Source organism: Paraliomyxa miuraensis, from assembly GCF_026337845.1.
In the GTDB taxonomy this organism is placed as follows: domain Bacteria; phylum Myxococcota_A; class Polyangia; order Nannocystales; family Nannocystaceae; genus Paraliomyxa; species Paraliomyxa miuraensis.
In genome coordinates, this window is sequence record NZ_JAOVZF010000141.1 from 1 (window position 1) to 14215 (window position 14215).

At 69.2% G+C, this 14215-nt stretch carries 9 protein-coding genes and 1 tRNA gene; 3 read left to right on the forward strand and 7 right to left on the reverse strand.

Translation table 11 applies throughout. The features are described 5' to 3' along the window. Nucleotides 1–108: 108 nt before the first annotated feature. Complete coding sequence (gene tsaB / locus OEB96_RS08750) at nucleotides 109–873, forward strand: tRNA (adenosine(37)-N6)-threonylcarbamoyltransferase complex dimerization subunit type 1 TsaB (protein WP_266215041.1); 765 nt, start codon at nucleotides 109–111, stop codon at nucleotides 871–873. Nucleotides 874–1051: 178 nt separating this feature from the next. On the opposite strand, the gene OEB96_RS08755 is transcribed toward tsaB, so the two are convergent. The 3 genes from OEB96_RS08755 to OEB96_RS08765 form a co-directional block, all read right to left on the reverse strand. Next, entirely contained in the window at nucleotides 1052–3292 is a 2241-nt protein-coding gene (locus tag OEB96_RS08755; protein ID WP_266215042.1) for an FG-GAP repeat domain-containing protein, read from the reverse strand. Between the two features lie 187 nt (nucleotides 3293–3479). Further along, on the reverse strand, nucleotides 3480–5621 hold the full coding sequence (locus tag OEB96_RS08760) for an SDR family NAD(P)-dependent oxidoreductase (RefSeq protein ID WP_266215043.1): 2142 nt from the start codon (nucleotides 5619–5621) through the stop codon (nucleotides 3480–3482). A gap of 206 nt (nucleotides 5622–5827) precedes the next feature. Further along, complete coding sequence (locus tag OEB96_RS08765) at nucleotides 5828–7066, reverse strand: DUF1214 domain-containing protein (RefSeq protein ID WP_266215044.1); 1239 nt, start codon at nucleotides 7064–7066, stop codon at nucleotides 5828–5830. Between the two features lie 494 nt (nucleotides 7067–7560). On the opposite strand from OEB96_RS08765, the gene OEB96_RS08770 reads away from it, so the two are divergent. Both OEB96_RS08770 and OEB96_RS08775 read left to right on the forward strand, forming a co-directional pair. Then, on the forward strand, nucleotides 7561–10437 hold the full coding sequence (locus OEB96_RS08770) for a metallophosphoesterase family protein (protein ID WP_266215045.1): 2877 nt from the start codon (nucleotides 7561–7563) through the stop codon (nucleotides 10435–10437). A gap of 234 nt (nucleotides 10438–10671) precedes the next feature. Further along, a complete protein-coding gene (locus OEB96_RS08775; RefSeq protein WP_266215046.1) occupies nucleotides 10672–11439 on the forward strand; it encodes a crotonase/enoyl-CoA hydratase family protein in 768 nt (255 codons plus the stop codon). Between the two features lie 84 nt (nucleotides 11440–11523). Here OEB96_RS08775 and OEB96_RS08780 read toward each other — a convergent pair. From OEB96_RS08780 to OEB96_RS08795, 4 genes are all read right to left on the reverse strand, one after another. Continuing rightward, nucleotides 11524–11599: transfer RNA gene (locus OEB96_RS08780), tRNA-Cys, on the reverse strand. A gap of 324 nt (nucleotides 11600–11923) precedes the next feature. Further along, entirely contained in the window at nucleotides 11924–12781 is an 858-nt protein-coding gene (locus tag OEB96_RS08785) for an alpha/beta hydrolase (RefSeq protein ID WP_266215047.1), read from the reverse strand. A gap of 9 nt (nucleotides 12782–12790) precedes the next feature. Next, nucleotides 12791–13378: a protein N-terminal glutamine amidohydrolase gene (locus OEB96_RS08790; protein WP_266215048.1), complete on the reverse strand. Its 588-nt coding sequence runs from the start codon at nucleotides 13376–13378 to the stop codon at nucleotides 12791–12793. Between the two features lie 111 nt (nucleotides 13379–13489). After that, nucleotides 13490–14197, reverse strand: coding sequence for a hypothetical protein (locus OEB96_RS08795; protein WP_266215049.1), 708 nt, complete (start codon nucleotides 14195–14197; stop codon nucleotides 13490–13492). Nucleotides 14198–14215 lie beyond the last annotated feature (18 nt).

Here is a 14215-nt window from a genome sequence, read left to right on the forward strand (position 1 = left end):
TCCAGCGCCTCAAGGGCCTGGGTTACGAGGTCGAGCTCCGCCCGGCCGCTTGACCGAGCCTCCGACATCCGGTTTCTTGCTAGCGTGTCCGCCCCGCCCTCAATGCTCGTGCGTCCTTCGGGACCGTGCTGGATCCTGACGCTCGATGCCTCGACCCCGCGCAGCGCGATCGCGGTGGGCCGCGTGGACGTGGACGCCGGCACGCATGCGCGGGTGGCCAGCGACGACGAGGCGGCCGAGCAGGCCTCGGCGCAGCTGATGCCCCGCGTGGAGCGGGTGCTGGCTCGAGCCGGCATCACGCCGCGCGCACTGGCGGCGGTGGCCTGTGGGCGCGGGCCCGGCACGTTCACCGGGACGCGGGTGGCGGTGGCGAGCGCCAAGGGGCTGGCCTACGGCCTGGGAGTGCCGGTGGTGGGCGTGAGCACGCTGGCCGCGGTGGCCGCGAGCGCCGAGCACGAGGGCCCCGTGCTCGCACTGCTCGATGCGCGCAAGGGCGAGGTCTACGGCGGGCGCTTCGAGTGCGCGCGCCTCGATGGCGGCGAGGGGCTGCCGCGGGTGAGCGCCGTGGGAGACGAGCGGGTGGCCCCGCTCGCCACGCTCGTGGAGGCGCTCGCCCCGAGGTCGCCGACGCTGCGGGTGGTGGGCAGCGGGGTGGAGCCCTACCGGGACGCGCTGCCGCCCTCGCTGCTGGCCACGGCGCGCTCGCTCCCGGGGCCGACGTCGGCGGGTCTGTGGGCAGCGACCGTCGATGCGTGGGCGAACGGGCGGCTCGAGGACCCCGCTGCGCTCGAGGCGGTGTACCTGCGGCAGAGCTACGCGGAGATCGGCATCCATCCGCCCAAGCGGCCGTTCGTCAAGAGCCCGTTCGTGTAGCGCCGCGGCTCTGGTAGACCACCGGCATGCGCAAGGGACTGTTCGTCGCGATGGAGCTCGTCGACGGGTTCACCGCGCGTCGGTGGGTCACCCAGGCCGAGCGCACCCCGACCCGGGACCCGGACCCCGGACCATCTCGCCCTGCTCGGCGCCCTCGGCCGGCGTCGCCGTCGGGCCGTCAGGGCGTGAACATCATCGTGCCCAGGGTGCCGGTGCTCAGCAGCACGTCATCGGCTCCGTTGCCATCGAGGTCGGCGGTGGCGGCCCAGGAGATGCCGTCGTTGGTGGTACCCAGCAGGCCGGACACACGCGAGACCAGGGGACCAAAGGAACCATCGCCAAGGCTGGGCACGACGTAGACCTGCAGGTCCGACAGCGGCCCGCTGTTCTGTCGAACCAGGAGGTCCGCGAGGCCATCCCCGGTGAAGTCGCCGGTGGTCAGCAGGGTCGAGTAGCCGAGGTCGACCCCCACGTCGGTGATGACGATGGGACCGAACGTGCCGTCGCCGTTGCCGGGCATGCACATGACGTAGGGACCGCGCGCGACGAGCACGATGTCGACGATGCCATCGCCGGTGACGTCGACGACCTCGAAGTCACCAGACATCAGGTCGACGCCCATCGGCTGGGGCGCGCTGGACACGATCGCGGGGCCGAGGTTGCCCATGCCATCGCCGGGGAACGTGATCGCGACCAGATCCTCGGACGGGAACCCGCCCACCGAGTCGCCGGCGATGACGAAGTCGCCATGGCCGTCCCCGGTGACGTCCACGAGCGCGCTGGCCGAGGGACCGGAGAAGCTCGTTCCCATGGGGATGACGGCGGTGGCGGTACCGTCGGTGAACCCGCCCGCCCCGTCGTTGAGGAGCAGCGTGATCGGCATGTCCGCGTTGGCCACGCCCGACGTCCAGATCGCGCCCATCCGCATGAGCTCGGGGTACGTGTCGCCGTTCATGTCGCCCTCGACGGTCGAGAGGGAGCCGGGGTAGGCCGAGTTCGACTGGACCGGGGTGGGCAAGGGGTCGAATCCGTCGGTGCGCAGGTACACGAGCGTGATGCCCATGCCGCCGTCGACGATGATGTCGGCGATGCCGTCGGCGTTCATGTCGGTGACCCGCGGGATGACGTCCGCGACGTAGATCTGGTCGACGAGGGTGAATCCGCCGGCCCCGTCGCCCGCAAAGAACGACCACTCGCCGCCCGAGCGCGTCACCGCGTCGAGGTTGCCGTCGCCGTCGAGGTGGGCGAGCGCGAGCCCGTACACCCCCAGGCCCGAGGCATCGGGTACGAGGGTGGCGCGTGCGTGGCAGACGTCGTCGAGGATCGGCGTCTGCACGGGGTTTTCGACCCAGGGGCAGGTGTCCATCGCGTTCGCGACGTCGTCGAGGTCGGTGTCGATGACGAGATCGAGGTCCGGTGGAGTCTGCGCGAGCCCGAGGGCGGACAGCCGCGCTTGCAGCAGATCGTGGGCGCGATCGGTGTAGAGGGCCTGCTCGGCGTCGTCGAGCAGCTGCACGCGGGCCGGGTCGAGCGCGCCGTCGTCGGCGAGGTCGTTGGCCACGGTGTTGATGAAGGCTTGCAGCGAGCCGTCCATCCCGCCGCCGGGCCCGGCCTCGATCGCTGCGGCCTGGACCAGGGTCGCGCTCATGGCGAACAGGTAGGCGTTGGCGAGCGTATCGCCGCCGAGGAGATTCATGTGGATGCCGGCATCGCCTGGATCGATTCCTGGGGGTCCGATGTCGAGCGCGGTCACCAGTTCCTGCTCGGCCTGCGCGATTGCGGTGGGGAGGTCGGTGGAGTCGAGGAGGGCGAGGGCCCGGCGCTCGGTGAGGTGCGTGACGAGGTTGACGTAGGCCGGCTGCGTGCCCGCGACCTCGATGGTGTACACGGCCCGAAGGCTGATCGGCGCGTTGGAGACGGCACCGGTCAGCTCGTTGTAATAGAAGCCGTCGCCCACGAGCCCGACGGGGCCGGCGTGCGTGAACGAGACCTCGAACTCGCCGACGTCACTGGAGGTGACGGTCGGAAACACCTGGCCGGTGGGATTGCCCGCCTCGTCGAGCAGCGCGACCTCGACGGTCGATCCGATCACGAGTGGGCCCTTTTGGATCGCGCCGTCGAGCGTGACCTCCACCGGGGCGCCCGAGTCCTCGGTGTCCCCGGTGCTGTCGGGGTCGACCGTGCCTCCGGAGCTTCCCGTGTCGTCCGTGGACCCGGTGGTCGGCATTTCGGTCGAGCCCGTCGGGATCCCGGTCGAGCCCGTCGGGATCCCGGTCGAGCCCGTCGTCTCGGTGTCGATGGCGACCGCGCCGTCGTCCCCGCACGCGCCCATGCACGTGGCGAGGAGCACCAGCCCCCAGCACCCCCACCCCCACCACCCGCCATGGATCAGACCAACGCCCGCGCTCGGAATCCGCATCGTCATCCGTGCCTTGTACGCGATCCCGTCCGCGACGAGCCAGACAAGAGGGACAAGAGAGCCGGTGCACCCAGGATCCTCCATCGCGTCTGGCGCGCTCATCGCCGCGGCACCGCGGCACCGAGGACCCCCAATGTTGGTCGACCTGATGCTTGGGAGCAAGGCCGCGGTCCGGCCGCGGGCGGGCTCACGGCCGCAGCCCGAGCGCGGCCTGGAGCGCCTCGCAGCGCGCCCATACGGCCCGGGCGAACGCCGGATCGGTCGCCCGCGGATCCATGGCCTTGCGGAGCATCGAGTGCAGATAGACGTGCTCCTCCATCTCGAGCGAGGGATCGCAGGCCAGTGACACCACCGGAGCGGCCGCCTCATCGGGTGACCGGAAGAACGCATGCATCACCGGACGTAGCACCGGCATGATCCACGGCGGAGCCTCGCGGGCGATGTCGGTGTCGACCGGCCCCGGGCACAGCGCGTGGGCGCCGAGCCACGCCTCGCGGGGTCCATTCGGCTCCGTCGGCGATCGGGCTCGCTCCCGCAGCGCGGTCACCAAGGCGCACAGCAGCAGCTTGGTCGCGGCGTACTGTCGCATTCCATCGCGAACCCCATAGTCGACCCAGGTCGGCATGGTCGCCGGATCCACGCCGTCCGCGGAGCGATGCACCTCGGAGCTCACCACCACCACCCGCGGTCGTGGTCCGTCCCCTGGTCCACCAGGATCGGCCGGTCGCAGCACACCGTCGGCGAGCCACCGTGACAGCAACCGATGGTTGGCCACCACATGCACGCCTAGCATCACCTCCAGCCCTTGCGCGGTGGGCCGGGCACGCTTTGGCATGAGCCCGGCGTTGAGCACCACCACGTCGAGCCGCTCGCCGCGGCGGAGCAGCTGGTCGCACAGGGCATCTACCGTGTCGAGGTCGGCCAGGTCGACGAACAACCCCTCCACTTGCGGATTGCCGGTCTGCTGGGAGAGCCGTCGAGCGGTGGCTTCGGGCTCGGTACGACACGCCACCAGCACCCGAGCTCCACGCTCGGCCAGCGCTCGCGCGGTGGCCAGCCCCAGACCCCGATTCGCCCCGGTGACCAGGCACGTGCGTCCATCGAGCCGCACGTGCGATGGAACCGGTGACAGGGCCTCGCCGGTCCGATGCCGCACGAGATCCAGCAGTCCCGTTGCCGTGGCTCGCAGGGCATCGCGATGACCCAGGCCCGTCGTCGTCGAGTGGAGGGGCGCGGCGACCGGGGCCCGGGGGGTCATCGGGGCGCTCGCTGGCTCGGGAACCAGAGCGCGCAGGAAGCCGAGCTCTCGATCGACGTCGGCCCGCGTGAGCCCAAAGTCCTCCAGCGCGTAGCGGTGCACGCCGTGTCGGTGCTGTACGTTGTGCGCGTCCGCAGCCTGCATCGCCGCCCTGGCTTGGGCCGACAGCGGCCCGCCCAGGTGCGCATGGATCCGCTCGAGCTCTCCGACTGGATCCCCCACCAGCGCCTCGTAGCCCACGTCGCAGAAGCGCTCGGGATGGCGTTGCCGGGTCGCCACCGCGCGCTGCCCCATCCGCCGTACCTTGCGGAGCCAGTGCCGACCCACCTCGTGGGGGTCGACGTGGTCGCTGAAGACTCCGCGCCCGTGCGCCACCATGCTGCAGAACGACGCCATGGTCTGCCGCGGGTCGCGATGCGTCTGGATCACCGTCGTGTCCGGGAAGATCTCGAGCAGCGCGTCGAGGTGCTCGAGGTGCTCGGGCGTCTTGAGTACCCATCGCCGACCAGGCCGCTGCCAAGTGAGCACCTGTAGCAGACGACGCAGCAGCGCATAGGCGGGGCGATCGTCCTGGGCCTCGAGCCAGCGCGCGTAGCTCGGCACGTGCATCGTGGCCTCGGGGGTCTGGCTCATGAACGACAGGTCGAGCAGCAGCACGTCCTCCTCGGGCTCGTCGGTCTCCACCGGATGCACGGCGAGGAAGTCGGGCGCGAGGTAGCGCAGCGCGGCCTGGGCCAGCCGCGCGCGCCGCCGCCGAAGGTGCCCCTCGCCTCGGGCCTCGCCCGGGCGGGGGAGCGGATCGAGGGCCTCCCACGAGCGCAGGGCTCGGGTCTCGGGATCGGCTGCGAGCAGGCGGTGGAGCTTGGTCGTGCCCGAGCGCTGAACCCCGGCCACCACCACCAGCGGCGGAACCGGCTGCTCGACGATCTCCGGGTAGCGCTCCAGCAGCGCGCGCAGCCGCAATCGGGTGCACAGCGCCTCCACGAGGCGTGCGTGCTGCACCACGTGACCGGTGGGGGACAAGCGTGCCTCGTCCCGGATCGACGCGAGCAGCACATCCAGCGCGGGCACGAATCCCTCATCGTCGAAGTGCTGGAGGCCGGTGCGGCGTTTGGCCGCCTCGATCAGTGCCGAGGTCTCGAGCGGGCGTAGGCGTGCCGGAGCACCCGTAGCCTCGCCCAGGCGATCGAACCATGCGATCGCGCGCGGCCGGTAGGGACGGGCATAGTCCCTCGATGTCTCACGCCGCGGATCGCCGTCGGCCCTCCGTCGCGTCATCATCGAACCTCGGACGTGGGGGCGGACGTGGTCTCGCGCAGGGCTTGCAGCTCCGCCATCGTCACCACTCGAGTACGTGGCGTGGGGTGGTGCTCGGCGCGAACCCAGCGAAAGCACATCGTGCCCGACTCGTGCCCCACCGTCTCGATCCAGTTGGGCAGGCCCGGATCGCGATGCGCGACCACGATTCTGACCGAGCCATCGGGCTGCCGGACCGCGGTGTGCTTGTTGACGTGGATCCGGTGGTGGCGATAGTCGAGTGATTCCATCCAATAGTTGTTGAGCTGGAAATTCCAGTGCTCGCAAGGCGGTGGTTCGGTCTCGATCACCAGCGCATGCTCGGGGGGCAGCGCCCAGTGGCTGTGGTAGTACGCGATGTTGGGATCTCCGCCGGCCCGGTTCGACGTCTCCTGGTCGAACCGGGGGAGCAGGTTGGAGTGCTCTTGAAAGTCACGCGCCCACTTGGCGAACAGCAGCGACGCTCCGGCCACCAGCGAGCTGGTATTGCGCAACCCTTCCACCAGGTCGCGTGGGGTCAGGTGACGCGCCACGGCCTCTTCGCTCGTGCACATGATCTCGAGCTGCGCCGGTACCTCTCGCTCGCGATCGAGGAAGGTCTGGCGCACGATGAGGGTCCCCGTCTGCTCGGTCATGGGGAGCCAGTTGCCTCCCTCCTTGCCGTCCTCCTGCTGGGGTGGCTCACGGGCCGACAGCGTGATCTCGAAGCGCCCCTCCGCGTCCATCCGCAGCTGCGAGCCCTCGAGGTATCCGGTCGGCGGCAGCCCTCCATTCTTCCCGTAGTGCCCGTGCTGGGTGCCGAAGCCGAGGTAGTGCACCGTGTTGCGCCGCCCCGTGATCCGATACTCGAGCCGCCCGTCGAGGCGCGCCGTCAGATAGTAGTTGTCGGGGTTGTCGCTGCCCATCTTGACCGTCTCGTGCACCACCCGGTGCAGCACGGGCGCGGCCGGGTCGGCGTGCTCGACGAACGCCTCGAGCCCGGCCCGGGTCAGCCGGCTGAGGTAGCGGATCCCCTCGGCTCGATCGAGTACGGTGCGGGGCGTGCCGGGAAACGACAGCGAGGCACCGGCGGCCTTGAGGGCGTCGCAGAATTCCTCCCACGCTCGCCCGCTGACGACCTCCGCCTCCGCTTCATCGTCCGGGCTGGGGCCCCAACGCTCGGCCCACCACTGGGTGGCGCGGCGATAGGCATCGAGCGCGGCGAACATTCCCTTGCGCATGCGGGATGGTCTACCAGAGCCGAGGCCCTGGGCTCCACCGGTCGAGCAGAGCCGGGTCCCATGGGGGCGTCGAACGAAGCGTCCGGGAGCAAGAACGCGTGGCTCTGCGCCCATGCGCTTTGCCAGGGCTGGTCGTCACCGATATCGCTCGCGGGTCCCGGCGTGGCTCATGCCGGTGATGCATGCGCTCTTGCGATCCCCCGACGAGGCTGCCGCTCCCGCAGAGTTGCTGGCCTGCGACCGTGTTCGAGGCCGAGGAGCACGTCTACCTGCACCTGACGCAGCGCAATGGACTTGGGTCCGCAGGTGGCCGATCCCGCGTTCGCCGAGCCGTGTGGGCGCTCCGAGGCGTTCCATGCCTCGTTCGGGCTGCGTTCCTGAAAGTGGCCGTGACCGAGGCCGGCGGGCTTGCCCAGCGACGCAGGAACCGATGTTCAGTGCACATGCCGCGTTTCCCGGGCAACGACGCTGATCTAGAGTAGGGGCTGGCACTCATGAAGTTTGGTTGGCTCCACATCTCGGACCCTCACCTCGAGCCCCACGATGACTACGGGCGAGACGTCGCGCTGCGCCATCTCGTCCACGCGGTCAGACGAGAACGTGAGAGAGGACGGGAGATCGATGCCATCTTCATCACAGGAGACATCATCTCGGGAGGACGCTTCAAGGCATATGAGCAAGCGACACGCTTGCTGGACGACCTACTGGACGCAGCGGGTCTGTCTCGAGACCGACTCTTCGTCGTGCCGGGCAATCACGACGTGGATCGCCAGCAGGGGATATTCCTGGCGCGAACGCTGTCGAGCATCGAGGAGTGCGATCGATACTTCGATCACGAGCAAAGAAAGTATCACTTCGATCGATTATCCCGATATTCGGAGTGGTATGATGAATATTTCGAAGGAATTCGGAGCTTCTCGCGTGACACGACCTGTGGTCCGGTCGAGACATTGTCGGTGCGAGGAAGGAGCATCGGGGTAATCCCCATCAACACTGCCCTCTTCTGCTGGAAAGACCCCGACCACGAGAAGCTATGGATCGGGCGGCGGTGCATCGATCGGGCGATTGATGCTCTCCAGGGTATCGCTCCCGACCTGGCGATCGCCCTTATGCACCATCCTCTGGAGTTCCTCCATACCGAAGACCGAGTAGCCATCACCCGTCGGTTGGAGGGGGCAATCGACATCGTCTTGCGAGGTCACCTCCACGACAATGGTACTCACGAGGTCACGAGTGCGCGCGGACGACTGATCCATCTGGCAGCGGGGGCCGCCTACCAAGGGGCCCGCCGTCGTCAGCTCGCACTGTTCGGCCGGGTCGATCGACAAGATGTGTACGTCCTGCCCTTTCAGTACTACGCGCATACCGAGGCTTGGCACGAGGATCCCTCGCTGTTTCCCGAGAGTGCCTCGAAGGAAGGACGTCTACCGCTGTCCCGCAGGGGCGCGCGAGTGTCCGCATCGGTGGGTCGAGTTGCCCCCTCGACGGCGACCAAGGCTTCCGGTGGGAGTTCGGTCGCGCTTGAACGCGAGCATTCCGTCGACACCCTCGCCGACCGAACTGCTGCCTCGGTGCGGCACGACAAGTCCATTCTCGGTGCGCTGGTGGCCATCACCGGTCTCCCCCCCGTGGGGGTGAAGCGTCACATCGCTCGTGCCGATGGGCGGGTCCGCCTGCGGAATCTGTTCGCCCACTGGCCGCAGTCGTCGCCGTCGCCCGAGGCCGATCCCGTGGCGCTAGGTAAGTGCACCGTCGCCTCGGTACGGCACGACAAGTCCTCCATCGCGGCTATCGCCTCGATCACGGGACTGGGGGAGTCCACGGTCGCCGACCAGCTCGCGCAGCAGGACGGTCGCTATCGCCTCCGGACCGTCTTCTCCGATCAGTGGCCCGACACGCAGGCCGATGATGAAGATGAGGAGGAACAAGAGGAATCGAATGTCTACTCGGCGGAGGAACTGGCGAGCAGGACCGTCGCTTCCGCCCGCGACGAGGACGACGTGCTTGATTCCCTCGTGTCGATTACCGGCCGCTCGCTTCGCAGGGTAAGGGAAGAGCTGATGGTGTCCGACGGCCGCAGCCGTCTGCGAACCGTGTTCTCTCGTTGGTGGCCCGAGCCGATCCAGACCGACGCGACCGAGCTCGACCTGGAAGCTTTGGGCTCGCTCAGGGCCTCCTGGGCTCGTGACGATGATGCGACCATCGCTGTCATCGCAGGCGTCACCGGTCTTGCAGAACGGACGGTCTCAAGCAAGCTCTCACGGGCTGACGGTCGATACCGCGTTCGGACCCTGTTTTCCCATCGATGGCCGGACGGTGCTGCGGAGGCGTCTTATGACGACGAAGAGGAGGACGACAACGAGCGTCTCGGAGCCGAGGAACTGGCCGAGTGGACCGTCGCGGCCGCCCGCGAGAACGACGACGCGCTCGAGTCCCTGGAGGTGATCACGGGCCTTTCGCTTCGCAGCGTCAAGCGCTGGCTTGGCGAAGCCAACGGTCGCTCGCTGCTGCGGAACGTGTTTGCCGATCGCTGGCCGGAGGACGAGGAGGACGAGGAGGACGAGGAGGACGAGGAGGACGAAGAGATCTCGTACTCGGCCGAAGACCTCGAGAACTGGAGGGTGGCGAGTGCTCGGAACGATGACGATGCCGTGCGGTCGCTGGCGACGATCACTGGCATCGCCCCTCGTTGGGTGAGACGCCACCTCAATGCGGCAGATGGACGGGTACACGTTCGCAGCCTCTTCTCCGATCGCTGGCCGAGGAAGGCCGATGAGCACGACCAGCTCGAGGAGGACGATGGCTACTCGGCCGAGGATCTGGCCGAGTGGACGGCCGCGGCGGCACGTGCCGACGAGGACGCGCTCGATGCCCTGTCGGTGATCACGGGAATCTCTCGGCGCTGGGTGAAGCGCCTACTCAACGCCGCTGACGGTCGGACTCACGTCCAGAACGTCTTCGCCACTCGCTGGCCGCAGGCAGAGGATACGCAGGATCTGGGCTCGTGCACCATAGCCTCGGTTCGCCGCGATCCAACGCTGAGCGCGGCCGTGGCCACCCTCACCGGCCTGAGTCCGCGGGCCATCTCCAGGCGGATCGAGACAATCGACGGGCGCTTCCGCGTACGAACCGTCTTTCGAGACGCATGGCCTGACGAGGGTTCGGAGGACGACGATGAGGATTCGTACTACTCGGCCGACGATCTAGCGGAGTGGACCGTGGCTGCCGCACGAAGCGACGACGACGTGGTCGATTCCCTGGTTACCATCACCGGCCTACACCCCCGGTGGGTGAGGCGATATCTCAACGGTGCGGGAGGCCGGACGCTGTTGCGCAACCTCTTCGCCGACCGCTGGCCGAGCGATGACTGAAGCAAGCCCACCCGGGCGGGTACGGACGGAGTGCCGGAGGGTACGGACACCATCGGTCTCGTCGTAACCATCAGCGGAAAGTGCTCGCTGCACACCGAGCGTACGGTGCGCGTGCCGTGTGTTGCTCGCTCCTGGTAACGCCTCGGACTGGGTGAAGCCCTTTACCTGCGTTGTCCGGGCCCCTGGGCGGCACGGGGGCTTGCCCTCGCGCGCCGCGTCGACCAACGTTGGGCCGTGAGCGCCGTACGCATCGAGACCTCGCCGCCCGTGACCACCGTCATCCTCTCGCGCCCCGGAGTGCGCAACGCGGTCGACCGACCCACCGCGGAGGCCCTCGCCGACGCGTTTCGGACGTTCGAGACCGACGAGGCGGCCCGAGTGGCCGTGCTGTGGGGGGAGCACGGCACGTTCTGTGCGGGCGCCGATCTCAAGGCGATCGCCCGCGGCACGCCCAACCGCGTGGCCGCCGATGGCGACGGACCGATGGGCCCCACGCGCATGCGACTGGCCAAGCCGGTGATCGCGGCCATCGCCGGGCACGCGGTGGCCGGAGGGCTCGAACTGGCGCTGTGGTGCGACCTCCGCGTGATGGAGGAAGACGCGGTGCTCGGCGTGTTCTGTCGCCGCTGGGGAGTGCCGCTCATCGACGGGGGCACGGTGCGACTGCCTCGCGTGATCGGGCTGGGGCGCGCGCTGGATCTGACGCTCACGGGTCGACCCGTGCACGCCGAAGAGGCGCTGCGGATCGGGCTGGTGGATCGCGTGGTGCCCCGCGGACACGCCCGCACGGCCGCCGAGCGACTCGCTGCGGAGATCGCCCGGTTCCCGCAGACGTGCATGCTCGGCGATCGGGCCTCGATCTACGACGGGCTCGGGCTGGAGCTCGAGCCCGCGCTGCGCGTCGAATTCGAGCACGGGCTGCGGGCGCTGACCGATCCGGCCCTCCGCACGGGCGCGGGGCGCTTTGCCGATGGCGCCGGGCGTGGCGGGTCGTTCGAGTGAGGCGGTCGCCTCGACACGGGCGAGCGGGTGAGCGCGGACGGGCTCGAGCGGCCGTGAGCTCGTCACCGTTGGACCACTCCCGAGTGGAGCCGCGGACAGGAGTCGAACCTGCATTCGTTTCGGGTTGCAACCGAATGCCCAGCCATTGAGCAACCGCGGCGAGGGGCTCGTCGGGCACGACGAGACCAGCGACGCACGTGCCCCTCGGCAGCGGTCGTGGCGACGACGTGACGACGCAATCGGTCCCTGGTCGACGGTCGCGGCCGCGTCTCTCGGGACCTGCCAAGACGCGGCTAGCGGCAGCGACACTGCGGTTGGCACGGCTGTCCGACGACGATCGCGACGATGCCCAGGGAGACCCCGGTGGGCAGCGCGGCGACGATCTCGGAGCGCGTGTTCACGATTCGTTGGTGATAGCACCCGATGGGGCGCTGTCCAGCGCCGAATTTCGCAGACGACGACGTTTCACCCGCTCGACGATCGACTACGGCGATCGCTCGCGCAGGAACGCCTCGACCGCCGCGCGCAGCTCCGGCCGACGACCGAGATCGTCGTGCCCGGCCCCGCTCACGAGCTCGAGTCGCGCGGGACCGCCCCAGGCGTCGACCAACCGGCGACCGTGCGTGGGAGGGATGAGCGTGTCCTGCTCGCCATGGACCACGAGCAGGGGGTCGGTGATCGAAGGGGCATCGGCGATGGTGTCGATCTCGTGGCGGAACAGCAGGCGAACCGGCAACCACCAGTAGACGTCGCCCGCAATGGCGGAGAGACGAGCGTAGGGCATCGAGAGCACGGCCCCGGCCAGCTCGCGCTCACGAGCCACCCGGGCCGCGATCCCGGAGCCCAGCGAGTTGCCCCATGCCACGATGTGGGTGGAATCCACGTCGGGTCGCGCGGCGACGGCATCGTGGAGCGCGACGGCGTCGGAGAGCAGCGCCGCGGCCGAGGGTGATCCGGTGGAATCGTCGTAGCCGCGATAGGACACGAGCACGAGGTTCCAGCCCAGTGCCATGACCCAGCCGCGATCGCTGGCACGCTGGCGCACGCGCTCGGCGTTGCCGCCGAAGTAGAGCACGGTCGGTCGCGGCCCCTCCCCCACGCCGGGCACCAGGATGCCGCGGAGCACCGCGCCGTCGACGGGGATCTCGAGGGGCTGCGATGATGCGGTGGACTCACGACCCGTGGCATCGGGAGCGGTGCCATCGAGCGTGGTGGGGTGGAAGAGCATGCCTTCCTGCAGGAAGAACACCGCGGCGCAGATCGCCGCGTAGAGCGCTGCGAGGGCCACGAGCGCCCGTCGGAGCCATCGCCATCGCGCCGAGGATCTCGAAGGAGCGTCCATGGCAGGACTCTACTCCGATCCGGAGGCGGCCAGGCGGATCGGCAGACGCTCGAGGGCCCGGGGGAGCTCGGCGAGCGCGACGACCTCGCCCACGAAGGGCTCGTCGAGGTCGACCATGCGCATGAGGTTGGTGCCCTCGCCGATCGGGGGCCATGGGGGTGGCGGCGCGCGGTAGATGCCGTGCTCGTCGAGCATGTGGCTGCGATCGGTGGCGAGCGTGCGACGGTAGAGCTCGGCCTCGATCACGCGAAAGCGAGCGGCGTAGGGCTCGGGGAAGCCCTCGGGATAGCCGAAGCTGGCGCGCAGGTAGACGGCGAGCGGCAGCGGCATGCCGAGGGTGCAGTCGGGATCCCAGATCGCCCAGGTGGGCGAGGCGGGCTTGGAGAGGCCGTAGGCGGCGAGCACCACGTGGTAGTCCCATACGATCGGAACGCCGGGGCGCGGCGCGGCGCGCTGATGGGCCACCGCGACGGTGCGGGTGGAGTTGGAGATCACGAGCGCGGCACGAGGGAGCCCGCGGACGCGGGGGTCGACGCAGAGCTGCCAGACGTTCTCTTCGCAGTAGTAGGGAATCGCCTCGGGACCGCAGGGAATCATTCGAACTTCGCTACGGCGCCGGGGGCCGCGATCCGCGAGGATACCACGGGGGCAGCGCATCACGCGGTCGCCCGGGGCCCTTCCGCCTCCGCTTCGCCCGGTACCGCCGGGCTACGCGTCTCCCCGTCGGAGCATCCACTCCGCGACGCGGGTGTCGACGTCGTCGCCTTCGAAGCCGAAGAGCGCTCGAACGGGGATGTCGTCCACGAAGCGACGCTCGGCTCGCACCTCGGCGCTGATCTCCGCATCCGCCGCGCACACCGTGTGCGCCTCGACGAAGGGAGCGATGGTGATGGTGTGGTTGTAGGCGACCCAGACGGTTCCCTCCACGCGGACGCCACCGAGCGCGATGGTCTCCGTCTCGACGCCGAACAGGTCGCGGGCGTGGATCGTGCCGGCGACGTGGAGACACGGATACTCGCCCTGGGCGACGTACGCTCCGTCGATGCGGAGGTCGCCCAGTACGGTGAGACCGACTGCATTGATCAGGTTGCCCTGCACGTGGAGGTCACCGCGAACGACGGAGCTCCGCTCGAGCTTCGTCGCCGGCCACGCGTCCCCGCCGGACGAGACCTCGTCGGCGGTCCGGTGGCGCAGGTAGTCGAGGGCGAGCACGCGATAGAGCGGGTCGCTGCACCGGTTCACCTCCCACCGCAGGATCGCCTCGAGGGCCGCGTCCTCGCCCTCCCGCTGGTCGAGCGCATCGAACATCACGAGGAACGCCCGTTGTCTCTCCTCGGACTCGGCGAAGTACGGCAGACCCTCCAGGCGCCGCTGCTCCCGCTTCACATACGCACGATAGCGATCGGATCCGGCCACGCCCGCATTCTCGCACGA

Excerpts from the sequence above, each read along its gene's own strand:
- OEB96_RS08755 (WP_266215042.1), bottom strand. The coding sequence starts at position 3,292 with ATGCGGATTCCGAGCGCGGGCGTTGGTCTGATCCATGGCGGGTGGTGG.
- OEB96_RS08765 (WP_266215044.1), bottom strand. The coding sequence starts at position 7,066 with ATGCGCAAGGGAATGTTCGCCGCGCTCGATGCCTATCGCCGCGCCACC.
- OEB96_RS08770 (WP_266215045.1), top strand. The coding sequence starts at position 7,561 with ATGAAGTTTGGTTGGCTCCACATCTCGGACCCTCACCTCGAGCCCCAC.
- OEB96_RS08785 (WP_266215047.1), bottom strand. The coding sequence starts at position 12,781 with ATGGACGCTCCTTCGAGATCCTCGGCGCGATGGCGATGGCTCCGACGG.
- OEB96_RS08790 (WP_266215048.1), bottom strand. The coding sequence starts at position 13,378 with ATGATTCCCTGCGGTCCCGAGGCGATTCCCTACTACTGCGAAGAGAAC.